The organism is Affinundibacterium macrobrachii (assembly GCF_014652415.1).
GTDB lineage: Bacteria > Pseudomonadota > Gammaproteobacteria > Burkholderiales > Burkholderiaceae_D > Undibacterium > Undibacterium macrobrachii.
Genome location: NZ_BMYT01000004.1, coordinates 343,889 through 365,997, shown reverse-complemented (window position 1 = coordinate 365,997; position 22,109 = coordinate 343,889). Strand labels below are relative to the sequence as shown.

General features: G+C 44.6%; 23 protein-coding genes and 1 tRNA gene. 14 read left to right on the top strand and 10 right to left on the bottom strand.

Annotated elements, in window-relative coordinates; genetic code table 11:
- Window positions 1-11 precede the first annotated feature (11 nt).
- On the bottom strand, window positions 12-359 hold the full coding sequence (gene fliE / locus IE103_RS13640; protein WP_189346667.1) for a flagellar hook-basal body complex protein FliE: 348 nt from the start codon (window positions 357-359) through the stop codon (window positions 12-14).
- Window positions 360-558: 199 nt separating this feature from the next.
- Here fliE and fliF point away from each other — a divergent pair, with 199 nt between their 5' ends.
- From fliF to IE103_RS13570, 14 genes are all read left to right on the top strand, one after another.
- Entirely contained in the window at window positions 559-2,259 is a 1,701-nt protein-coding gene (gene fliF, locus IE103_RS13635; RefSeq protein WP_189346666.1) for a flagellar basal-body MS-ring/collar protein FliF, read from the top strand.
- Entirely contained in the window at window positions 2,252-3,247 is a 996-nt protein-coding gene (fliG, locus tag IE103_RS13630; protein ID WP_189346665.1) for a flagellar motor switch protein FliG, read from the top strand. Before fliF ends, fliG begins: the two co-directional genes overlap by 8 nt.
- Window positions 3,240-3,917 (top strand): flagellar assembly protein FliH, encoded by a 678-nt coding sequence (locus tag IE103_RS13625; RefSeq protein ID WP_189346664.1) that lies wholly within the window; start codon window positions 3,240-3,242, stop codon window positions 3,915-3,917. The genes fliG and IE103_RS13625 overlap by 8 nt, the downstream gene beginning before the upstream one ends.
- Entirely contained in the window at window positions 3,914-5,305 is a 1,392-nt protein-coding gene (gene fliI, locus IE103_RS13620) for a flagellar protein export ATPase FliI (protein WP_189346663.1), read from the top strand. Before IE103_RS13625 ends, fliI begins: the two co-directional genes overlap by 4 nt.
- 43 nt (window positions 5,306-5,348) lie before the next feature.
- Window positions 5,349-5,786: a flagellar export protein FliJ gene (fliJ, locus tag IE103_RS13615; protein ID WP_189346662.1), complete on the top strand. Its 438-nt coding sequence runs from the start codon at window positions 5,349-5,351 to the stop codon at window positions 5,784-5,786.
- Between the two features lie 101 nt (window positions 5,787-5,887).
- Window positions 5,888-7,381 (top strand): flagellar hook-length control protein FliK, encoded by a 1,494-nt coding sequence (locus tag IE103_RS13610; protein ID WP_189346661.1) that lies wholly within the window; start codon window positions 5,888-5,890, stop codon window positions 7,379-7,381.
- A 366-nt stretch (window positions 7,382-7,747) separates the two neighbouring features.
- A complete protein-coding gene (gene fliL, locus IE103_RS13605) occupies window positions 7,748-8,236 on the top strand; it encodes a flagellar basal body-associated protein FliL (protein ID WP_189346660.1) in 489 nt (162 codons plus the stop codon).
- Window positions 8,237-8,241: 5 nt separating this feature from the next.
- Window positions 8,242-9,255 (top strand): flagellar motor switch protein FliM, encoded by a 1,014-nt coding sequence (gene fliM, locus IE103_RS13600; RefSeq protein ID WP_189346659.1) that lies wholly within the window; start codon window positions 8,242-8,244, stop codon window positions 9,253-9,255.
- Window positions 9,248-9,688 carry a flagellar motor switch protein FliN gene (gene fliN, locus IE103_RS13595; RefSeq protein WP_189346658.1) on the top strand — a complete coding sequence of 147 codons (441 nt, stop codon included), beginning with the start codon at window positions 9,248-9,250 and terminating at the stop codon, window positions 9,686-9,688. Before fliM ends, fliN begins: the two co-directional genes overlap by 8 nt.
- Entirely contained in the window at window positions 9,688-10,143 is a 456-nt protein-coding gene (fliO, locus tag IE103_RS13590) for a flagellar biosynthetic protein FliO (protein ID WP_189346657.1), read from the top strand. The genes fliN and fliO overlap by 1 nt, the downstream gene beginning before the upstream one ends.
- Before the next feature lie 18 nt (window positions 10,144-10,161).
- Window positions 10,162-10,920, top strand: a complete 759-nt coding sequence (gene fliP, locus IE103_RS13585; protein WP_373295246.1) for a flagellar type III secretion system pore protein FliP — start codon at window positions 10,162-10,164, stop codon at window positions 10,918-10,920.
- A 13-nt stretch (window positions 10,921-10,933) separates the two neighbouring features.
- Complete coding sequence (gene fliQ, locus IE103_RS13580; RefSeq protein WP_189346655.1) at window positions 10,934-11,203, top strand: flagellar biosynthesis protein FliQ; 270 nt, start codon at window positions 10,934-10,936, stop codon at window positions 11,201-11,203.
- Between the two features lie 75 nt (window positions 11,204-11,278).
- The gene (fliR, locus tag IE103_RS13575) at window positions 11,279-12,034 is read left to right on the top strand and encodes a flagellar biosynthetic protein FliR (protein WP_229827285.1); all 756 of its coding nucleotides are present in this window, start codon (window positions 11,279-11,281) and stop codon (window positions 12,032-12,034) included.
- Between the two features lie 26 nt (window positions 12,035-12,060).
- Window positions 12,061-13,608: an NAD(P)H-hydrate dehydratase gene (locus IE103_RS13570; RefSeq protein WP_189346653.1), complete on the top strand. Its 1,548-nt coding sequence runs from the start codon at window positions 12,061-12,063 to the stop codon at window positions 13,606-13,608.
- Between the two features lies 1 nt (window position 13,609).
- On the opposite strand, the gene IE103_RS13565 is transcribed toward IE103_RS13570, so the two are convergent.
- The 9 genes from IE103_RS13565 to IE103_RS13525 form a co-directional block, all read right to left on the bottom strand.
- The gene (locus IE103_RS13565; protein ID WP_189346652.1) at window positions 13,610-13,969 is read right to left on the bottom strand and encodes a MerR family transcriptional regulator; all 360 of its coding nucleotides are present in this window, start codon (window positions 13,967-13,969) and stop codon (window positions 13,610-13,612) included.
- 23 nt (window positions 13,970-13,992) lie between these two features.
- Window positions 13,993-14,415 (bottom strand): integration host factor subunit alpha, encoded by a 423-nt coding sequence (locus IE103_RS13560; protein WP_189346776.1) that lies wholly within the window; start codon window positions 14,413-14,415, stop codon window positions 13,993-13,995.
- Window positions 14,416-14,590: 175 nt separating this feature from the next.
- Window positions 14,591-17,017, bottom strand: coding sequence for a phenylalanine--tRNA ligase subunit beta (gene pheT / locus IE103_RS13555; protein ID WP_189346651.1), 2,427 nt, complete (start codon window positions 17,015-17,017; stop codon window positions 14,591-14,593).
- Window positions 17,018-17,158: 141 nt separating this feature from the next.
- Window positions 17,159-18,175, bottom strand: coding sequence for a phenylalanine--tRNA ligase subunit alpha (pheS, locus tag IE103_RS13550; protein ID WP_189346650.1), 1,017 nt, complete (start codon window positions 18,173-18,175; stop codon window positions 17,159-17,161).
- A 347-nt stretch (window positions 18,176-18,522) separates the two neighbouring features.
- Window positions 18,523-18,882, bottom strand: a complete 360-nt coding sequence (gene rplT, locus IE103_RS13545) for a 50S ribosomal protein L20 (protein WP_189346649.1) — start codon at window positions 18,880-18,882, stop codon at window positions 18,523-18,525.
- A gap of 28 nt (window positions 18,883-18,910) precedes the next feature.
- The gene (gene rpmI / locus IE103_RS13540) at window positions 18,911-19,108 is read right to left on the bottom strand and encodes a 50S ribosomal protein L35 (RefSeq protein ID WP_038493025.1); all 198 of its coding nucleotides are present in this window, start codon (window positions 19,106-19,108) and stop codon (window positions 18,911-18,913) included.
- 197 nt (window positions 19,109-19,305) lie between these two features.
- The gene (gene infC, locus IE103_RS13535; RefSeq protein ID WP_186915149.1) at window positions 19,306-19,842 is read right to left on the bottom strand and encodes a translation initiation factor IF-3; all 537 of its coding nucleotides are present in this window, start codon (window positions 19,840-19,842) and stop codon (window positions 19,306-19,308) included.
- Window positions 19,843-19,886: 44 nt separating this feature from the next.
- Window positions 19,887-21,794, bottom strand: coding sequence for a threonine--tRNA ligase (gene thrS, locus IE103_RS13530; RefSeq protein ID WP_189346648.1), 1,908 nt, complete (start codon window positions 21,792-21,794; stop codon window positions 19,887-19,889).
- Window positions 21,795-22,017: 223 nt separating this feature from the next.
- Window positions 22,018-22,094 (bottom strand) — tRNA-Val (locus IE103_RS13525).
- Between the last annotated feature and the right edge of the window lie 15 nt (window positions 22,095-22,109).

Below are 22,109 nucleotides of genomic sequence, written 5' to 3'. Positions count from 1 at the left end.
CGACAAACACCTCAAATTTGCATATTCATAATATCTTGATAGGCTGAAATCAACTTGTTCCTTACTTGAACAGTTGCTTGAAACGAGATGCTCGCCTTTTGCATCGAGATCATCATATCGGACATATTGACACTATCATCGCCCATTGCAAATCGTTTTCCGAGCGCTTGTGACGCACTTTGCGCTGCACTCACCTGCTCTAAAGACGATTTTAATGCATCGGCAAAATCCAATTTCGGTGCAGGACTGGCGTTACCGGCAATCGGATTGGGCGTGACATTTTCCATTTTTGCCGCCGCCGCGCGCAGCTGTGCCACCATCGCATCGATTCGACTTTTATCAATTCCACCTATACTCACGTTATACCTCCATCTCATCACTTTGCGCTAGATTATCAGTTGTTCAAAAATGCTTAGAGACGATTAGAGAGGTGAAATCCGCGTTTTTCTAGCCTTTGATTTTATTTACCTGTAGCACAATTGCTAGCAAGGAAAAAACCTTCACAGGGAAATAAGATGCGTGAACTTGAATTAACTCAACACACTGACGGGGGCACTAATGGCAACCGCAAATGAAGCGACTTTAGATGCGCCACCAGTTCCAGTGGTGTTTGGCATTCCTCAGACGCCAGCGGTAAGAACGATCATTCTGTCTGTCGGTGCGGCCATTACGATTGCCATCATGGTTGGTGTCTGGCTATGGAGCCAAGCACCAGACTATCGTGTATTGTTCTCTAACTTCAATGACCGAGATGGCGGCGCGATTGTCGCATCGCTGCAGCAGCTGAATATTCCCTACAAATATTCCGAGGGCGGCAGCGCAATTTTGGTTCCAGCCAACCAGGTACACGATGCACGACTTAAACTCGCATCACAAGGTCTTCCTAAAGGTGGCAATGTCGGTTTTGAGTTGATGGAAAATCAAAAGCTCGGCATTTCACAATTTTTAGAACAAGTAAATTTTCAACGTGCATTAGAAGGTGAATTGGCTCGCTCCATTCAAGCCGTATCCGCAGTACAAACTGCGCGGGTTCATTTGGCGATTCCTAAAGCATCGGTATTTGTACGGGAACAGCAAAAACCAACCGCCTCGGTGCTATTAAATCTCTATCCAAGCCGAGTCTTAGATCAACAACAAGTGAGTGCAATTATTCATTTGGTAGCGAGCAGCATTCCTGAGTTACCTGCGAAGAATGTCACGATTATTGATCAAAATGGAAATTTACTCTCCGATCCAAGTAAGCAAACAGCAACCAATAATTTAGATCCATCTCAACTGAAATACGTACAGGAGTTTCAACAAAGCGTCGTCAAGAAAGTTGAATCGATCATTTCCCCGATTGTCGGAGCTCAGAATGTTCGTGCCGAAGCGACGGCAGATATCGATTTCTCACGTAGCGAACAAGCTGCCGAAAGCTATCGCCCGAACTCACCTCCAGAAGCAAGCACTATTCGCAGCCAGCAAACCAGTGAAACTTATGGAAAACAAGCAAACGCTTCTGGCATTCCAGGCGCTCTGACCAATCAGCCTCCGGTACCAGCAACGGCACCGATCACCGCAGCGGCAAACGCAAATGATGCACAAGCAAATGCGGCCAATAATGGTTTGACGCAAAAAGACGCAACATTTAACTATGAAGTAGATAAAACCATACGCTACACCCAACAAGCGATGGGAGGTCTGAAACGCCTATCCGTTGCCGTTGTCGTAAACTACAAAACAGAAACCGACAAATCTGGCAAAACCATTACGCGTGCTTTGACCGAAGTTGAAAAAAATCAAATCATCGATTTGGCGCGTGAAGCGATGGGCTTCAATAAAGAGCGCGGTGACACACTGAACGTGGTAAACAGCCCATTTGCAACTCCTGAAAAAGTCACGGCCGAAGATATTCCGCTGTGGAAGCAACCAGATGTATTGCAAACTGCAAAAGAAATTGGAAAATATCTGATAGGTGGTTTATTGTTGTTATACCTGTTCTTCAGTTACTTGAAACCAACGCTCAATAAATTAACTGGCAAAGACCCAGAATCCCTGAAAAAAGAGAAAGAGCGTCAACGACAAGAAGAAGAGGAAGAAAAAGCGCGCCAAGCAGAAGAGGAAGAAGCTGCGATCGTCAGCATCAATGGCGAGGCGGAAGAAAAGAGCAAACAATACAATTCAAGCTACGAAGCAAATATGGAAATGGCAAAGCAACTAGCTTCAAGCGATCCAAAAATCGTAGCCAACGTAATTAGATCATGGGTCAGCAATGAGTGAAGACGGCGTACAAAAAGCAGCAACCTTAATGCTCGCACTTGGTGAAGATGCGGCTGCCGAGGTGATGAAACATCTCGGTCCAAGAGAAGTTCAAAAAATCGGTGCTGCGATGGCGGCAATTGGTGCGATTCCGCATGAGACGATTGCGAAAGTCTTAGAAGAATTTAAGTCAGAAGCTGACTTAAGTTCAACGGTCGGACTTGATTCTGACGAATACATTCGCAATGTGTTAACCAAAGCACTTGGCGACGACAAGGCATCTTCCTTGCTAAATCGTATCTTGGGTGGTAAAGATGCTAGCGGGATCGAAAGCTTAAAGTGGATGGACTCTGCCTCTGTCGCCGAGCTCATTAAGAACGAACATCCGCAAATTATTGCCACCATCTTGGTGCACTTAGAGAGCGATCAAGCTAGTGAAATTCTTAATCACTTTAGTGAGCGATTACGCAATGATGCAGTACTTCGCATCGCTACCTTAGATGGCATTCAACCAACTGCATTGCGCGAATTGAACGATGTATTGACTAAGCTGTTAACTGGTAATGAAAGCTTGAAGAAAAAATCTATCGGTGGTGTTCGCGCTGCGGCGGAAATTCTCAACTTCATGAGCGGTGAAAATGAGTCATCGATCATGGAAAATCTACGCAAATACGATGGCGATATGGCAGAGAAAATCATGGACGAAATGTTCGTCTTCGACAATATTCTCGATATCGATGATCGCGGCATTCAATTGCTGTTGCGTGAAGTTCAATCAGACTCCTTAATCATTGCCTTAAAAGGCGCAAACGCAGACATGCGTGAGAAGATTTTCAAAAACATGTCGCAACGTGCGGCCGAAATGATGCGCGAAGATTTGGAGTCCAAAGGCCCTGTCCGTTTGTCCGAAGTCGAAGCACAGCAAAAACAAATTTTGCTCATCGTTCGCCGCTTAGCCGACGAAGGCCAAATCATGTTAGGTGCGAAAGGCGAAGACGCTTATGTCTAGCGTAATCCCTAAAGAAAAACTCACTGCATTCCAACGTTGGGAAATGACCTCCTTTGGCGATCTTCGTCCATCACAAATAGAAAAAGCAGCTGCGGTTGAGAAAATTTCTCAAGCTGAACTGCTCGCCATTCGTGAACAAGCAAAAAATGAAGCTTACGCTGAAGCCTATAAAGAAGCTTATGCGCTTGGCTATCAAGAAGGTCGAACTGCCGGTGAACAAGAGTTGAGAGAACAAGCAACTCAGGTATTAGCCAACTTAAACGAGCTTAAAGTTAGCTTTAAAGCGCAATTATCTAAAGCACATAACGAGATCGGGCATGACTTTGTCTCATTAGCTATCAGCCTCGCGAGTGCGATGACGAAACACAAGTTTGCCTACGAATCCGACCCGATCGTGGAAATCGTCAAAGAATCGATAGACATGCTTCCAGCGATTCATCAACCTGCGCAGATTTATTTACACCCCGACGACCTCTTTCTTTTGAAGGAATTCATGGGAAATGAACTCGAAAAAGATGGATGGCGACTCATTCCCGATCAACATCTAAGCCGAGGTGGCTGCCGCATTGAAACAGCCCAAAATCTAATTGATGCAAGTTATGAGACACGCTGGGCTCGACTGATAGATGCTCTCGAAAACGGTAACAATATCCAAGCAGTCGCACCATGAGTGAACTATTTTCATCGCAGGCTTGGAAAGACCAATTTGCGATAAGCAAAAAAAGCCTAGCAACGGCCCACAGTGAAAATATGTCGGGTCGTATCGTCAAAGTGACAGGGCTAGTGATGGAAGCAGTCGGGATCAAATTACCAGTTGGCAGTGCCTGCCTGATTCATTTGCAAAATGGCGTAAAAATTGAGGCAGAGGTAGTTGGCTTCGATGGCGATCGGCTTTTTTTGATGCCACAAAGCGACTTAGATGGCGTGATTCCAGGCGCGCCAGTATTCCCCGTCACACCGCCATTTGCCTCAGGCGAAAGTACGCAACATAGACGCAATGCAGACCGAACCAAACATTTGCCTGTTGGTGAAGAGCTACTTGGCCGTGTTCTGGATGCCAATGGACGACCATTAGACTCATTAGGCCCACTTACCAGTCGTGCCACCGCGCCTTTAGGTGCACGGATTTATAACCCGCTATCACGTGCGCCAATCAAGGAAAAGCTCGACGTTGGTGTGCGAGCGATCAATAGCATGCTGACCGTTGGACGCGGACAACGTCTAGGTCTATTTGCGGGTTCCGGTGTTGGTAAAAGCGTATTGCTAGGGATGATGGCACGCTATACGACTGCCGATGTAATTGTGGTAGGACTAATCGGTGAACGGGGACGCGAGGTAAAAGAATTTATTGAAGAAATTCTAGGTGAAGAAGGATTGGCTCGCTCGGTTGTTGTCGCTGCTCCCGCAGATGCACCGCCTTTGATGCGGATGCAAGGTGCTGCCTACGCGACCACGATCGCAGAGTATTTTCGAGATCAAGACAAAAATGTTTTGTTGATTATGGATTCACTAACTCGCTACGCCATGGCACAACGTGAAATCGCACTAGCGATCGGTGAACCACCCGCAACCAAAGGTTACCCCCCATCTGTATTCGCTAAGTTACCGATATTGGTAGAACGCGCTGGGAATGGCAAATTAGGCGGTGGATCAATTACCGCCTTCTATACCGTCTTAACGGAGGGCGATGATCAACAAGATCCTATTGCCGACGCAGCACGCGCAATCTTGGACGGGCACATCGTTTTAAATCGGACATTAGCAGAAAGTGGCCACTACCCTGCAATTGATATTGAGCAATCCATCAGTCGAGCAATGCACGGCATTACATCACCTGAGCATCAGCGACTATCTCGTAAGCTCAAACAATTATATTCCAGATACGAACGAAGTCGCGATTTGATTAATGTCGGCGCCTACTCTGCCGGCTCTGATCCGGTATTAGATGAAGCGATCAAAAAATATCCGCAAATCCAATCCTTCTTACAACAAGAAATCACGGAAAAGTCATCCATAAACGAGAGCTTAGCTGGACTTTCCGCTCTATTCGACGCTTAGAAAAAAACAATCATCCGTACAATCGGTATAGGTAGCAAAGAAAATGGCAAATTCAGCCTTATCAACATTAATCGAATTAGCTGAAAATGAAGTAGAAAATGCAGCAAAAAATCTTGGCCGAATGATTAAGGCCAGAGACGATGCGAACGAACAATTAAATTTATTAAATCAGTATCGCAGCGACTATGAACTAAGATTTCAAAGCAATGCAAAACAGGGACTGAATGTCACACAATTCACCAACTTTCAAGCATTTATTGTGAAACTTGACCAAGCGGTAGATGGACAAAAAAAACTAATACAGGATGCCGAATATCGCATTGAAATCGCGAAAAAAAATTGGCAAGAATGTGAAAAGAAACGCCTTTCGTACAAGACTTTAATTGATCGAAATGCCGCCAGTGAATTAAAAAAAGAAAACAAGCGCGATCAAAAACAAACGGACGAACGCGCGACACGAGCGCTGTTTTATAAGAAGTAAATCCTGAACAAACAAGTAATTAGCTTCAACAAAACAAACAACCACTGTATCAAAACGCGTTTTATCAACCAATCGATCACATCTATACCGTAGGTGACAACATGCCCAATGCGCCAACTATCAATCCAGTCTTGCCCGGAATCGTCGCAAACAAGGCGACTAATGCGCCTACGGAATCCAAAAGCACCAATACGTTCAACCAAGTCTTAAAAAACGAGGTAGCGAACAAGTCAAAGAAAACAAGCGCAGAAGTATCAGCAAAAAACAATAATGAGCACAAAACTGTCGTCACTCAAAACAGTAAATCCATGACTTCAGAGGAACAAAAAGAACTGAATGAAGTTGAATCAAGCAAGCCACTGCAAGACGATGAACAAACGACAGTTGCAATCAACGATCCAACTACCCTACTGATGTTTGTCAACAATATTAGTGCCTTATCTCAAACCGATAGTACTAGTTCCGTCGGTGATATAAATGAAGAGATTCAGAAAATAGCGACAACTGACAGCTTAGTGAATGATGACTTGATCAGCACCGATATAGACGCGAGTGATATGCCTGACCTCTCAACTATCAATAGAAATATCGGAGAAAATGATCGCGTAATGTTCTCTACGCCACTTAACGATTTGGCCGACAAGAAGCAAATCATTGAACCTGATATCAATTCGAAGGATGCATTAGAATCTAGTGATGATCTAGTATTTTCGTCTCAGGCGCAGCTCAATAACACAAAATCATCGACACCAATTGCAAACGATGCCTCAGAGCTTTCTGTTGAGTCAACTCTAACTCAACAACAAGCCCAAGTCCTTGTAGCCAATACCAACCCACAGCAGCTGGCTAACAAGAATGGGACACAAACATCTCAGGTCGAATTGAATATTTCAACGATAAAGATAGATAATAAAGATAGTCAAACAACAGCAAAAACTTGGAATACCTCTACAGTGAATTCTGATGCATTTGCACAAGAACTTGAAGCGCAGACTTCGAATAAGCTTGACGAGAAAAATTTAGAAAAATTTGGCAAACTTGAAGTGAAAGATCATGTCAACGAGACACAAGCTAAACAGGAAGTCATCAACACCACACAAGTAGCAACGATCAAACCCCAGAATTTAGCTACACCAATGATCTCTGACCATATCGCCCCTCGCGTCGGCACTAAAGGTTGGGACCAAGCAGTAGGACAAAAAATTGTTTGGATGGTAGCGGGTGGTGAACAGAGTGCGCAACTTACTTTAAATCCTCCTGATTTGGGACCGGTGCAAGTGGTCTTGAGTATTAGCGACAATTTTGTTGATGCTAGCTTCGTTTCATCACATCTGGATGTCAGAGAAGCGATAGAATCAGCCGCGCCAAAATTGCGTGAAATGATGGAAAATGCTGGTATTTCTTTATCCGGATTTTCGGTGAGTGCAGAATCGGCACAGTCAAATAATCAGTTTAGTGCGGAGAAGTCATTTCGCAATACTAGTTCACAAGCCACACTATCCTCAGGATCTGACATCGAATCAGATCAAGTTTTAAACACATTAAGCAATCGGAATACCGGGAGAGATCTAGGTTTAGTCGATACGTTTGTCTAATCCAGTACATCTAAGCACTAGCATATTTGAATGAATGTTGCCGAAGCGTGATGAAAATCATTGATTTTCATCACGCTTATTTCATTCACGGCTAGCCAAGCGAAAACGATACTATAATTGTGTACTGAATACTTTCTACTAAGAAATACCTTATTTGGTTTTTCCACAGAGAAGACGGCACCTACTTAAGCGACTTTCATCACCAAGTGCGTGCACAAATATTCATGTGATAAGTCATGCAATGGAACGATCAGAAAAACTAGAGTTGAGCAAGAAATTGGCCTCTATTTCGAAGATCAAATTAAGTCCAGATGCGCGATAATTTTTATTAATCAAACACACAATTGAAATCGGTGAGAATTATTTATGTCAAAAGCACCAGCAAAACCAGCAGATGCTGCCCCAGCAGGCAAATCTAAGAAAAAATTGATTATTATCATCGCTGCAGCCGTGCTGCTTTTAGGTGGAATTGGTGGTGGTGCAGCAGTGTTTTTGTCCAAGAAAAAACCAGAAAAAGAAGTGAAAGCCGAGCCTGCGAAGGCACCAGTTTTTTTACCTTTAGAGCCTTTCGTAGTGAATCTCCAATCAGAACTCGGAGAAAAATACTTACAAGTACAAATGACTTTACAAGTAGAGGATGAGGCGCAAGTAAATATAATTAAAGCAAATTTACCTCAAGTAAAAAGTCGCTTGATTATGCTGTTATCAAGTAAAAATGCGGAAGGTTTATTGACCCCTGAAGGGAAAGATGAATTAATCAAAGAAATTACCGAGCAAGTTAATCTTCCATTTGTTCCAAAAGGTGAGTCACAAAAAGTCAGTGGCGTGTTCTTTACTTCATTTGTTGTTCAATAACAATCGTGTCTGATAATTTTCTATCACAAGAAGAAGTTGATGCCCTTCTCAAGGGCGTCACCGGCGATCAAGATGAATCAGAGGATAACGAAGATACCTCTGGTGTCAGGCCGTATAACTTGGCAACCCAAGAACGTATTGTTCGTGGGCGCATGCCAACCTTAGAAATTATCAATGAGAGATTTGCGCGACTATTGCGGATAGGATTATTTAACTTCCTTCGACGTAGTGCAGAGGTGTCGGTCGGCACGGTAAAGGTATCGAAATACAGCGAGTTTATTCGTAACTTGGTAGTACCGACGAATCTCAACTTAACGCACATGAAACCCTTGCGCGGGACTTCATTAATTGTGCTCGATCCTGGACTAGTATTTCTATTAGTCGACAATTTATTTGGTGGTGATGGACGCTTCCATACGCGTGTAGAAGGACGAGATTTTACCCAAACAGAACAAAGAATTATTCAACGCATTTTAGAGATTATTTACGAAACCTATGCAAAATCATGGGAGCCCGTATATCCAGTGCAATTTGAATATATTCGTTCAGAAATGAACACCCAATTTGCCAATATCGCGACACCAAACGAGGTTGTGGTATCGACGACGTTTACGATTGAACTGGGTCCAGTGAGTGGCGAAATGCATATGTGCATGCCGTATTCAATGATAGAACCCATTCGTGATTTACTCACCAGTAGCTTACAAGGTGAAACGCTAGAAATCGATAAGCGCTGGGTGCGCTTAATGACACAACAAATTCAGATCGCAGAAGTTGAGATTGTTGCCGACTTGGGCACCACCAGAATGACACTCGGTGATATTTTGAATATGAAAGTGGGTGATGTTATCCCAATTTCCGTCCCAGAGATTGTTTCTGCCAAGGTAGATGGAACACCTGTGATGGAATGTAAATACGGTTTATTCAATGGGCAATATGCATTGCGGGTAGATAAAATGTTAGGCTCAAGTGTCAATGATATAGCGCACGAGTCGCTAAACGGAGAAAACAATGGATGACAATAACGACAGCCCTATCAGTGAAGACGATTGGGGTGCGGCGATTGCTGAACAGGAAAAAGCGGATGCAGAAGCGGCTGCACGTGCTGCGGCTGCTCAAGCAGCGCCCGCAGTACAGTCCGGCGCCAGTATGTTTCAAGAGTTTGGGAAAGCGCCCGCAACTCAAACGCATAATGACATCGACTTTATTCTCGACATTCCTGTACAGCTTACAGTCGAACTTGGACGTACGAAAATTGCGATCAAAAATTTGCTACAACTTGCGCAAGGCTCAGTCGTGGAACTTGACGGTATGGCTGGTGAACCGATGGACGTGTTGGTGAATGGTTGCTTAATCGCGCAAGGTGAGGTGGTAGTGGTTAATGATAAGTTTGGTATTCGTTTAACCGACATCGTCACTCCTGCCGAACGTATTCGTAAGCTGAATAAATAATGTCCAAGATATTCAACGACGCTAAACAGCACCATACAAAGCTTTGGCTATTGCCGACATTGTTTGTCAGTAATTTGGTGTACGCACAATCATCGAGTGCAACAGTTTCGACCAGCACCGGGTTACTGCAAATTTTTCTGGCACTTGCATTTGTTATCGCCATTATGTTGCTGTTTGCGTGGCTGGTGAAACGTGTAGGACCGATTGCAAATGGACACAAGCTTCCCGTCAAAGTTATTGGTGGGATCAGCTTAGGCAATCGAGAACGCGTTATGGTTGTGGAGGTTGCCGATCAATGGTTAGTACTCGGAGTCACGGCACAACAAATCAACACGCTCTCAAGTATGCCAAAGCAAGCCTTACCAGAGGCTGAGGGCGGCGCCACAACCTTGAATGCACCATTCGCCGATTGGTTGAAAAAAACGATGGACAAGCGCAATCCGCCGCAAAATTAAAAGTAGCTTATGAAAAACTTGCGCCACTTCTTGCTCCAATATTTACCATTATTGAGCGCTCTCATTTTGTTGGGATTTTCGCAGACCGCATTTGCGCAATCCGGCGGCTTACCTGCTATCACAAGCTCACCTGCATCTGGTGGCGGTCAAAATTATTCTCTGAGTATACAGACCTTAATTTTCTTAAGCTCGCTCGCGTTTATTCCTGCAGCTTTACTAATGATGACCAGCTTTACGCGCATCATTATTGTGTTGTCCCTATTACGCCAAGCACTCGGTACGCAATCGTCTCCACCTAACCAAGTTCTAGTCGGATTAGCGCTGTTTTTGACACTATTTGTGATGGGGCCGGTGTTCGACAAAATTTATGCAGATGCCTACCTGCCCTTTTCCGAGAACAAAATTACGATGCAACAGGCGATGGAAAAAGGCGTAGAACCTCTAAAGGGATTCATGCTAAAACAAACACGCGAGTCTGATATTGCCTTGTACGTCAAACTATCGAACACACCTTCTTTACAAGGTCCTGAAGATATTCCATTACGCGTACTGATTCCAGCATTTATTACCAGCGAACTTAAAACGGCTTTTCAAATCAGTTTTGCGATCTTCATACCTTTTCTCATCATCGATATGGTGGTCGCGAGTGTGTTGATGGCGATGGGTATGATGATGGTTTCACCGTCGATTGTCTCGCTACCGTTTAAGTTGATGTTATTTGTTTTGGTTGATGGCTGGCAGTTACTGATTGGCTCATTGGCACGTAGTTTTTACTGAGTAGAGGTAAATTATGACTCCCGATAGTGTTATGACGATGGGTCGTCATGCAATGGAAATTACGCTATTGATTTCAGCGCCTTTGTTATTAGTGGCGCTTGGCATCGGTCTTATCGTTAGTATTTTTCAAGCTGCAACACAAATCAATGAAACCACCTTGTCATTTATTCCCAAGCTGGTTGGCATCTTTGTGACACTAATCATTGCTGGCCCATGGATGCTTAGCGTGCTTGGCGACTATATGCGTGAAGTGTTCACTGGTATTGCGCTGTTAGCTGGTTAAGCTGCAAAAGCTACATAAGCCCATCGTATGATCTCTGTCAATAGCAATGAACTAGTCGCACTAATAGCCTCATTCATGTGGCCTTTAACGCGTATCCTCGGCTTCATTGCGATTGCACCTCCATTTGGAAATAATGGTGTTCCAGTTCGCGTCAAGATTACACTTGGTGTCTTTCTTGCTCTGATCGTTGCGCCAACCATCGCACCGCTTAACAATGTTGATCCGCTCTCGATTACTGGGATTGCAGTGTTGATGCAACAGTTGGTAATCGGCTTAGCGATGGGATTTATCGTTCGCGTTATTTTTGCTGGAGTTGAAATGGCTGGTGAAGTGATTGGCCTAACAATGGGCCTAGGCTTCGCCACATTTTATGATCCACAAACACGCGGCCGTTCCTCAGCGATTGCGCAATTTTTGGTAATTATCACCACCCTACTCTTTCTTAGTTTAAACGTGCATCTTGCGATGTTTGAAGCCTTGATCAATAGCTTTAAAAACATCCCTATATCCACTTCATTAAACATGGGTTTTAGCGTACAAAGACTCGCGATTTGGGGTGAAGAAATATTTAAAATTGGCATGCTGCTTTCCATTCCCCTAGTAGCAGCATTACTGATTACCAATATCGCTCTTGGCATCTTGACTCGCGCCGCGCCACAATTAAATATTTTTGGTATCGGATTTCCAATTACGATTATGGTCGGATTCCTTATGCTAATGTTGATACTGCCGTATCTATTGGCACCGCTAGAAAACATCTTTGTACACAGCTTGGATAACATTAATACGCTTGGCAATTATCCAAATCCAGTGCCGATCAAACAACCGTAAGGGTTCATCAGAACATGCATTGCTCAATGCAAAATAATCAGCTGCATGCGCGAACGCAATTCACGGAACTTTATCGACGTGAACAAATTCGCTCTATCGAGTCGGAAGCAAAGCAACAACTAGCGACCGGCACCTTAATGCGCGCAGCAGGAAAAGCTGCTGCAGAGCTCGCATTGGAATTATTAGGCGCAAAAAAAGGGAAAGTACTAATACTAGCTGGAGTTGGCGATAACGGTGGCGATGCCTTAGAAACAGCACATTTACTCTGCAAAGATGAAGTCGATGTTCACATCCTATTATTAGGGAATACCGCAAGCTACTCGGTAGAAGCAAATCAAAGCCTACAACAAGCGCATGCTAGCAAAGCAAAATGGATCAGCATTGAAGATTGTAAAAAATGCGGTATAGACGCTTGGGATTTAATCATCGATGGCCTATTTGGAATAGGATTAAACCGCCCGATAGAGGGCGATACCGCCGAACTAATTGAATACTTAAATCGTCAAAATTCCCGACAAAGTATACCGACGCTTGCTTTAGATATCCCAAGTGGATTAAACGTAGATACAGGCCAGATATTTGGAGACAATGCAATTGCTTTACGTGCGACCCATACCCTAACATTCATCGGCAACAAGATTGGATTACATACCGCGAAAGCGAAAGACTTTGCTGGACAGGTCTTTCTAAACACATTAAACCTCGATCACACTGACTATCCTCCCGCTGATGCGCATCTGTTGACAGAGTCGTCCTTCGATCAATATCTACCAAGAAGACGACAAGATAGCCACAAAGGTAGTTATGGAGAAGTTCTGATCTTAGGTGGAAATTCAGGCATGTTAGGTGCACCCATTTTGGCGGGACGGGCTGCGCTAATGTGCGGCGCAGGTAAAGTTCACCTAGGTATGATGGACGAACGATTTCCTAGCATCGACATAGTCCACCCAGAACTCATGATCGCGCGTGCACGATCATCGAATTTGAATCGACCTGTCGTGGTGATTGGCCCTGGATTAGGTACATCAGAAGAAGCAAAATACTTCGTGCAAAAAGTACTCGAGGAAAGTCCAAGTCTAATCATCGATGCGGACGCCTTAAATATAATTGCGATCGACGATACGCTGAAGGAACTAGTTCGCCAACGCGCACAAAAACACTGGCAAACGCTCATTACCCCGCATCCCTTAGAAGCTGCGCGCTTACTACAAACAAGCGCAAACGAAATACAATCCGATCGCTACAAATCTGCACAAAAATTGGCACATGAATTACAAGTATGTGTTGTGCTAAAAGGTGCTGGAACTGTGATTGTTGACTCGACGCAAACTTGGATCAATAGCAGCGGCAACGCAGGCTTAGCGAGCGCGGGCACTGGCGACGTTCTCTCGGGAATTTGCGGTGCACTGCTTGCACAAGGATTAAACGCCGCACAAGCAGCATGTCTCGCTGTCTACCTGCATGGAAAAGCAGCAGATCTTTGTGTTGAAAATGGGGTAGGACCTGTAGGATTAACTGCAAGTGAATTAATCCCAGCGATTCGATCCAGTTTGAACGCCTTATTGATGCGTTAAATTACAGCTTTAATAAAGTCAATACAGACTGCAATTCAGTACGAATTTGCTGCAAACTAAACGGGCTTTGTTCACGTACTTCTGTCACAACGTCTTCATGCGATGCTTGATTATTCAACTTATTACGCGCACCATTGATCGTAAACCCTTGCTCATACAACAGTTCGCGAATGCGTCGAATTAATAGCACTTCATGATGCTGATAGTAGCGACGATTTCCACGACGTTTTACAGGTTTGAGCTGTGCAAACTCTTGCTCCCAATAACGCAATACATGCGGCTTTACACCACATAAATCACTCACTTCACCAATAGTGAAATAACGCTTCGCTGGGATCGGAGGTAACACAAAATTTTCCATACAAGTATCACTCATTCGAGAATTTACGCTGGATTAGTGCTATTAAATTGATGAGGCGCATGCAAATCATCTACCATCGCCTTTAATTTTTGACTTGCGTGAAACGTGACGACACGACGCGCAGTAATTGGAATTTCTTCGCCAGTTTTAGGATTGCGTCCTGGACGTTGTGGCTTATCACGTAATTGAAAGTTACCAAAACCCGACAACTTCACCTCTGCACCACGTTCAAGCGCATCACGAATTTCGCCAAAAAAAGTTTCAACCATATCTTTTGCTTCGCGCTTATTCAAACCAACTTGTTCAAATAGCAGTTCAGCTAATTCGGCCTTGGTTAAGGTGGGCAAATCTTTTTCCGCTTTTGAACGTGCCTGCGCTTCACGCACGGCACGCTTTAAATCTTCATCTAATAAAGTCTGAAGATCGGCAGAAGTCACATCGTTCATCATGATTTACCTAATTTATTTATCTATTTAAGTCACGCTGTCTCAATCAAGAATTGTTGTTCCAAACGAAAAGAAGCAACAATCAAATTCGCCACAATTTTTTCTATTTAATTAAAAGCGATAACGCTCCAAATTGCCAAATTCTTGGCAATCAGAGCGTTAAAAAACGATTGAGTTAGCGAAGTCTTGCCGATACACCGATGTTAGCAGCAGCTACTAGCGCATTCATCGCAAGTTCTACCTTTTCATCTTGTAAGGTATTCTGAGTATCTTGCAAGCTAAAGCGGAAAGCAAGACTTTTCTCATCATTTTCCAGACCTTTGCCACGATATTCATCAAATAAAACAAGGTCTTGCACGATTTTACAAGATTCTGCTTTATTTATTTCTGCCTTGAAAACATCGATTAATTCTTGCGCAGAAACAGATTGTTTAACAACCAATGCCAAATCACGTGTCACTGCTTGAAACTTAGAAATATCACGATGGCAAGGCAATTCCACGGACTGCAAAGCAGTAAGCGCAACTTCGAAAACGATAGGTGCTAAAGGTAAATCATATTTTTGTTGCAGGCGCGGGTGTAGCTCACCAATCAAACCGATGATTTGGCCATCACATTCAATTTGCGCAGATCGTCCAGGATGCAACGCTGGATGATCTACTTTATTAAAGCGCAAAACCTTAGGCGCAAATAAGTTTTCCAAGTCCGATTTCACATCAAAGAAATCCACATTCCGCGTCGCTTGTCCCCACTGCTCCGCAGCAACAGGACCATAGGCCAATGCCGCCAAACGCTTAGGCTGATCGTAGCCAGATAAACTCAAAGCACCATCAAGCACAGATTCGTCACGCAGATACACTGCAGCGATTTCAAAGATACGAACGCGGTTGAGCTTGCGATTTAAGTTATAGCGCGCATTGGCGACCAAACTTGCAATCAAGCTGGTACGCATGACACTCATTTGACTTGCAATTGGATTTTGTAACTTGATAGGGTTGTCGTTTGCGCAGAAATCTCGCTCCCAAGCTTCCTCAACAAAGCTGTAATTGACGACCTCTTGGTAATCCATATCAGCGATTTGACGACGCAAGGTAAATGTCGAGCGTGTGTTCTCTGGCGCAATTAACATCGCATTTGCTGCAACCGGAGGCAAGGATGGAATATTTTCAAAGCCATACACACGTACAACTTCTTCAATCAAATCTTCTTCGATTTCTATATCAAAACGATAGGATGGTGGCGTGACCGAAAATAAACCAGGTTCTTGGGTGAACTGCAAACCAAGGCGCGTGAAAATATCAGCGATTTGTGCGTCGGTAAAATCAACACCAATCACTTTATTCGCACGTGCGGTACGCAATTTTACCGGCAGACGTTTTGGCAGATTCACGACGAGATCATCCACCGGACCGACCTTAACGTGCTCAGCACCTCCGCAAATTTCAACAATCAAGGCAGTGATACGTTCGACGTGTTCAACGATAGATTCAAAATCCACGCCACGCTCGTAACGATGTGCTGCGTCAGTAGAAAAATTATATTTACGCGCGCGACCTTGAATCGCTTGCGGCCACCAGAATGCAGACTCAAGATAAATATTCTCTGTTTCCAGACTAACTGCAGTTGAATCACCGCCCATAATGCCAGCCAATGATTCAATTTCTTGCTGATCAGCGATCACACCGACCCACTCATCAACTGCGACGGTATTGCCATTTAAAAGTTTTAAGGACTCGCCCGCTTTACCCCAACGAACATCGAGGCCGCCATGAATTTTATCTAGATCGAAAACGTGGCTAGGTCGCCCCATTTCCAACATCACATAATTGGAAATATCGACGAGCGCGGATATTGGACGCTGACCGCTACGTTCCAAACGTTGCTTCATCCAATCTGGCGTCGGCGCTTTCGCATTCACACCACGAATCACACGTCCAACAAAACGGCCGCATAAATCCGGTGCGCTGATTTTGACAGGTAATTTTTCAGTCAAACTGACAGGCATGATGTGCGCCTCTGGCAAATGCATAGGCGTACCCGTTAATGCCGACACTTCACGCGCCACACCAAGTACGGACAGACAATCCGCTTTATTTGGCGTCAATTTGATCGTGAATTTGAGATCGTTTAACTGGTAATAATCACGGAAATTTTGACCAACTTGCGCATCTGCAGGCAAGTCCATCAAACCACCACCTTCTTCGGACAATTTCAACTCTTTAGCGGAGCACAACATACCTTGCGACTCAACGCCGCGCAGCTTGCCAACCTTAATTAAGAAGGGTTTACCGTCTGCACCCGGTGGCAATACTGCGCCAGCCATCGCACATGGCACCTTCATGCCAACGCGGACATTCGGTGCACCACATACAATGTTAAGCAGCGTGCCAGTACCCACATCAACTTGACACACATTTAAACGGTCAGCATCTGGATGTTTAGCGATCTCGCGAATCTCAGCGACAACCACATTGCTAAATGGCGGAGCAACTGGCTCCACTTCTTCTACTTCCAAACCCGCCATCGTCAGCAAGTGAGACAACTCATCCGAAGTCATGTTCGGATCAACCATGGTACGTAACCAGTTTTCAGAAAATTGCATAATTCAACCGTGATGTTGGTTAATATTTGGCGCAAATGCGCATCAATATAATAAAAAGCTTTGAACCGCAGAGGTGTAAAGTTCGCAGAGGAAGCGAAAGAACAAACTCCGCGTTCTCTGCGTCCCTGCGGCTAATTATTTTTAGTTAAACTGCTTTAAGAATCGTAGATCACCTTCGTAGAACAAGCGCAAATCACTAACGCCGTAGCGCAGCATCGTCAAGCGTTCCAAACCTGAACCGAATGCAAAACCGATGTATTGCTCTGGATCGAGTCCCATGTTTTTAATGACGGAAGGATGCACCTGACCTGAACCAGAGATTTCTAACCAACGTCCTTTCAAAGGACCGCTACCAAAAGCAATATCGATCTCTGCGGAAGGTTCGGTAAATGGGAAATACGATGGACGGAAGCGCACTTGCAAGTCATCTGTTTCGAAGAAGGCTTTCACAAAATTCAGATACACGCCTTTCAAATCGGCAAAGCTAATGCCCTCACCGATCCACAAGCCCTCGACTTGATGGAACATAGGAGAGTGCGTAGCATCGCTATCGACACGATAGGTACGACCTGGAGCAATCACTTTAATCGGTGGCTTATTCATGCGCGCATAGCGCACTTGCATAGGGCTAGTATGCGTGCGCAGCAACAAAGGCTTGCCTGAGGTATCGTTACCCTCGACATAGAATGTATCCTGCATCGAACGTGCGGGATGATTTTCTGGACTATTCAACGCAGTAAAGTTAGTCCAGTCATTTTCAATTTCTGGTCCATCCGCAACATCAAAACCTATCGAGCGGAAAATTTCTTCAACTCGCTGCCAAGTGCGCATCACTGGATGAATACCACCAATGCCGCGACCGCGACCTGGCAAAGTCACGTCAATAGCTTCTGCATTTAAACGCGCTTCCATCTGCGCATTGGCTAATGCATCGCGACGTGCAGTCAAAGCATTTTCAATTTTTTCTTTGGCGACATTAATTACTGCACCTTGAACTTTACGTTCGTCTGGAGCAAGTTTGCCCAGACTTTTCATTTGTTCAGTAATTTGACCGGATTTACCAAGGTACAAAGCCTTGGCATTTTCCAAAGCAGCTGCATCTGGTGCCGCTGCAAAATCAGCGATAGCTTGCGTTACGATTTGATCTAATGAGTTCATGCGATTTTTCCCACTTCATGTGGATGATAGAAAATATCGAGTCTTCGTTGCACACGATGAGAATAGCTTAGCCGCACCACTTGCCCTCCCCCTTCTTCAGAAGGACGACTAGAGTGGAGATGGGCCAAGGTCAAGAATTATGCTTCTAATTAATCGACTGCAACCCACCACAACCTTCCTATTGAAAAGGAAGAAGCTAAATTCCAAAAGACTCACACAAAATAATTCGATAGCTATCGCCGAATCATTTTGTTTGAGCCCTACAAAAACAAACGGGGCACAGGATTGAACCTCTGCCCCGCTCATGTTGTAGCTACGCAAAAAACGCTACTACAGACTATGACTACTTAAGCAGCCAAAGTCGTTTTTACTTGATTAACAATCGCAGCAAATGCTGGTTTGTCCATCACAGCCATATCGGCCAACACTTTACGGTCGAGTTCGATGTTCGCTTTTTTCAAGCCATTCATGAACACGCTGTATGTCATACCGTGTTGACGGGATGCAGCATTGATACGAGTAATCCACAATGCGCGGAATACACGTTTTTTGTTACGACGATCACGGTACGCATATTGACCAGCGCGCATAACTGCTTGCTTAGCAATACGGAATACCTTACTACGACGACCACGATAGCCTTTGGCTAAATCGAGAACTTTCTTATGACGGGCACGAGCGGTAACCCCACGTTTTACTCTAGGCATGATAACTCCTTAAAATAGTGAGTAGAGGTTAAGCTGTTGGCATCATGCGCATGACTGATGTTACGTCAGACGCGTTGATGTTACGGGTGCCGCGCAATTGGCGTTTGTTCTTAGTGGTTTTCTTCGTCAAGATGTGACGCTTGAAAGCGTGACCACTCTTAACAGTTCCACCTGGGCGTACACGAAAGCGCTTCTTTGCAGAGCTCTTTGTTTTCATTTTAGGCATAACTTCTCTGTCTTTTACGACAGCTCCTTTTTATATGATGGTAGGTGGTGACAATGACGTCACTCTTGGATGCCTACTTCTCACTTAGCTTGGGCTTGAAATCGAGTTCAATGCCCTTTGTTGTGATCGCGATTCTTGCAAACTTTAATCACTACAAATACTTTACGATTGCGAGGCGGGTTACAACCCGCCCTAAATCATTTTTTCTTTTTCGGCGCCAGAATCATAACCATCTGGCGTCCTTCCATCTTCGGAAACTGTTCAACTTGACCGTACGGATCCAGATCGACCTTCAAGCGTTCTAACATACGCATACCAATTTCTTGGTGAGCCATTTCACGACCACGGAAACGCAAAGTAATTTTGGTTTTATCGCCGTCTTCCAAGAACTTCACGAGATTACGCAACTTAATGTTGTAATCACCGTCATCCGTACCTGGACGGAATTTTACTTCCTTCACCAAAATAACCTTTTGCTTCAGCTTGGCTTCATGCGCCTTCTTCTGCTCTTGGTATTTGAACTTGCCGTAATCCATCAATCGGCAAACGGGTGGTTGCGCTGTTGGCGCGATTTCCACCAAATCCACTTCAGCCTCTTCAGCTAAGCGAAAGGCTTCCCCCAGTTTTACGATGCCCAACGGCTCATTATCAACGCCTGACAAGCGCACTTCTGGCGCAGTAATTTCACCGTTGATACGATGTGACTTTTCGGTAGCTATTGCAGTTTCCTTCAAAAAATTAAATCAACAAGCGATGCATTTCTGCGGGCAAAAGCTGGTTAAGCCTTGGTTTCCAAGTCGTTTTTAAGACGATACAAAAAGGCTTCCTGAGTCATTACACCCAGATCCAGATTACCGCGCGTACGCACAGCCACTGTATTTGCATCCCGTTCTTTATCACCGACTACGATGATATAAGGCAACTTTTGCATGGAATGTTCGCGTATTTTATAGGTAATCTTCTCATTACGCAAATCTGTATGCACTCTAAACCCTTGTTTTTTCAGGTTTTCAGCCACAGATTTCGCATAATCAGCCTGAGATTCAGAGATATTTAATACCGCAACTTGTACAGGAGCCAACCAAGTTGGTAAAGCACCCGCATGATTCTCAATCAAAATACCAATAAATCTTTCCATTGAACCAACAATCGCACGATGTAACATCACAGGCACTTTACGTGAATTGTCGTCAGAGACGTACTCTGCCCCTAGTCGTCCAGGCATAGAAAAGTCAACTTGCATCGTACCAACCTGCCATGGACGACCCAAGCTATCCTTCAAATGGTATTCAATCTTAGGGCCGTAGAATGCGCCCTCACCTGGCAACTCCTCCCATGTCATTCCGCAGTTGCGCAATGCCGCACGCAAAGTATCTTCCGCTTTATCCCAAATTTCATCGGAACCAATACGATTATCTGGACGCAAGGCAATCTTGATTTGGATATTTTCGAAACCAAAATCATCATATACTTTCATCGCTTGCGGATGGAAAGCCATGACCTCGTCTTGAATTTGATCTTCGGTACAGAAAATATGGCCATCATCTTGCGTAAAGCCGCGCACGCGCATAATGCCGTGTAATGCACCTGAAGGTTCGTTGCGATGACATTGGCCGAACTCACCGTAGCGCAATGGCAATTCGCGATAGCTGCGCATATTTGAATTAAAAATCTGCACATGCCCTGGGCAGTTCATCGGCTTCAATGCGTAATTACGATTTTCAGACTCGGTACTGAACATATTTTCGCGATAGTTCTCCCAGTGGCCCGTTTTTTCCCAGAGCGTACGGTCCAAAATTTGCGGTGCTTTGACTTCTTGGTAGCCACAATCTTGGTAAACTTTACGCATGTATTGTTCAACTTGTTGCCACACAGTCCAACCTTTTGGATGCCAGAAGATCAAGCCTGGAGCTTCGTCTTGGAAGTGGAACAAATCCAAAGCTTTACCCAGTTTACGGTGGTCGCGCTTTTCCGCTTCTTCCAGCATATGCAAGTATTGCTCTTGATCCTCTTTCTTCGCAAACGCTGTGCCGTAGACACGTTGCAGCATCTCGTTTTTGGAGTCACCACGCCAGTAAGCACCCGCCAACTTCATCAACTTGAATACTTTCAATTTACCTGTTGATGGAACGTGAGGGCCACGGCACAAATCTGTGAAGTTACCTTCTGTGTAGAGCGATACGTCTTGATCTGCTGGAATCGACTCAATGATTTCTGCTTTATAGTTTTCGCCAATCGATTTGAAGTAAGCGACGGCGTCATCACGCGGCACAACTTTACGCACAACTTGCTCGTCCTTTTTCGCCAATTCAGCCATTTTCTTTTCGATAGCAACTAAATCGTCTGGTGTAAATGGGCGCTTGTATGAGAAATCATAGTAAAAACCATTCTCAATCACAGGACCAATCGTCACTTGCGCTTCTGGGAACAACTCTTTTACAGCATAGGCCAACAAATGCGCAGTGGAGTGACGAATCACTTCCAAGCCATCCGCATCTTTATCTGTCACAATCGCCAAATCAGCATCTGCTTCGATCAAGTGCGATGTATCGACCAACTTACCGTTGACCTTGCCAGCCAAGGCTGCTTTTGCCAAGCCCGTGCCGATACTGGCGGCGACTTGCGCCACTGTGACAGCGGACTCAAATTGTCGTTGCGAACCATCGGGCAAGCGAATTGAAATCATATTCATCTCCATACGGGCCTAAGCCAAAGAAAAAACAAAAAAAATTAAAAAAACGAAACCAATAGACGAAAAAAAACGCGGACTAGCCGCGTTTATCTATCGTACTTAAAGACGAAAAAACACCTCGACTAGCGTCGCTCACAAAGGAATGTGATCGTAGTTCGCGGTGTCATAACCATGATGCCTTTCTCGCTCTTACAAAGTACTACTATTTCTAAAATTCTGGTGGGCGGTGAGGAATTCGAATCCCCGACCCCTTGGATGTCGACCAAGTATTCTAACCAGCTGAACTAACCGCCCGAAGAGGTAAGACTA

Coding starts and splice junctions, on each gene's coding strand:
- IE103_RS13570 (WP_189346653.1), top strand. CDS start 12,061: ATGCAAAATAATCAGCTGCATGCGCGAACGCAATTCACGGAACTTTAT.
- fliF (WP_189346666.1), top strand. CDS start 559: ATGGCAACCGCAAATGAAGCGACTTTAGATGCGCCACCAGTTCCAGTG.
- IE103_RS13625 (WP_189346664.1), top strand. CDS start 3,240: ATGTCTAGCGTAATCCCTAAAGAAAAACTCACTGCATTCCAACGTTGG.
- fliG (WP_189346665.1), top strand. CDS start 2,252: ATGAGTGAAGACGGCGTACAAAAAGCAGCAACCTTAATGCTCGCACTT.
- rpmI (WP_038493025.1), bottom strand. CDS start 19,108: ATGCCTAAAATGAAAACAAAGAGCTCTGCAAAGAAGCGCTTTCGTGTA.
- fliI (WP_189346663.1), top strand. CDS start 3,914: ATGAGTGAACTATTTTCATCGCAGGCTTGGAAAGACCAATTTGCGATA.
- fliN (WP_189346658.1), top strand. CDS start 9,248: ATGGATGACAATAACGACAGCCCTATCAGTGAAGACGATTGGGGTGCG.
- IE103_RS13560 (WP_189346776.1), bottom strand. CDS start 14,415: ATGAACGATGTGACTTCTGCCGATCTTCAGACTTTATTAGATGAAGAT.
- fliR (WP_229827285.1), top strand. CDS start 11,279: ATGTGGCCTTTAACGCGTATCCTCGGCTTCATTGCGATTGCACCTCCA.
- pheS (WP_189346650.1), bottom strand. CDS start 18,175: ATGAACTCATTAGATCAAATCGTAACGCAAGCTATCGCTGATTTTGCA.
- fliO (WP_189346657.1), top strand. CDS start 9,688: ATGTCCAAGATATTCAACGACGCTAAACAGCACCATACAAAGCTTTGG.
- IE103_RS13610 (WP_189346661.1), top strand. CDS start 5,888: ATGCCCAATGCGCCAACTATCAATCCAGTCTTGCCCGGAATCGTCGCA.
- fliL (WP_189346660.1), top strand. CDS start 7,748: ATGTCAAAAGCACCAGCAAAACCAGCAGATGCTGCCCCAGCAGGCAAA.
- fliQ (WP_189346655.1), top strand. CDS start 10,934: ATGACTCCCGATAGTGTTATGACGATGGGTCGTCATGCAATGGAAATT.
- fliJ (WP_189346662.1), top strand. CDS start 5,349: ATGGCAAATTCAGCCTTATCAACATTAATCGAATTAGCTGAAAATGAA.
- IE103_RS13565 (WP_189346652.1), bottom strand. CDS start 13,969: ATGGAAAATTTTGTGTTACCTCCGATCCCAGCGAAGCGTTATTTCACT.
- rplT (WP_189346649.1), bottom strand. CDS start 18,882: ATGCCTAGAGTAAAACGTGGGGTTACCGCTCGTGCCCGTCATAAGAAA.
- pheT (WP_189346651.1), bottom strand. CDS start 17,017: ATGCAATTTTCTGAAAACTGGTTACGTACCATGGTTGATCCGAACATG.
- thrS (WP_189346648.1), bottom strand. CDS start 21,794: ATGATTTCAATTCGCTTGCCCGATGGTTCGCAACGACAATTTGAGTCC.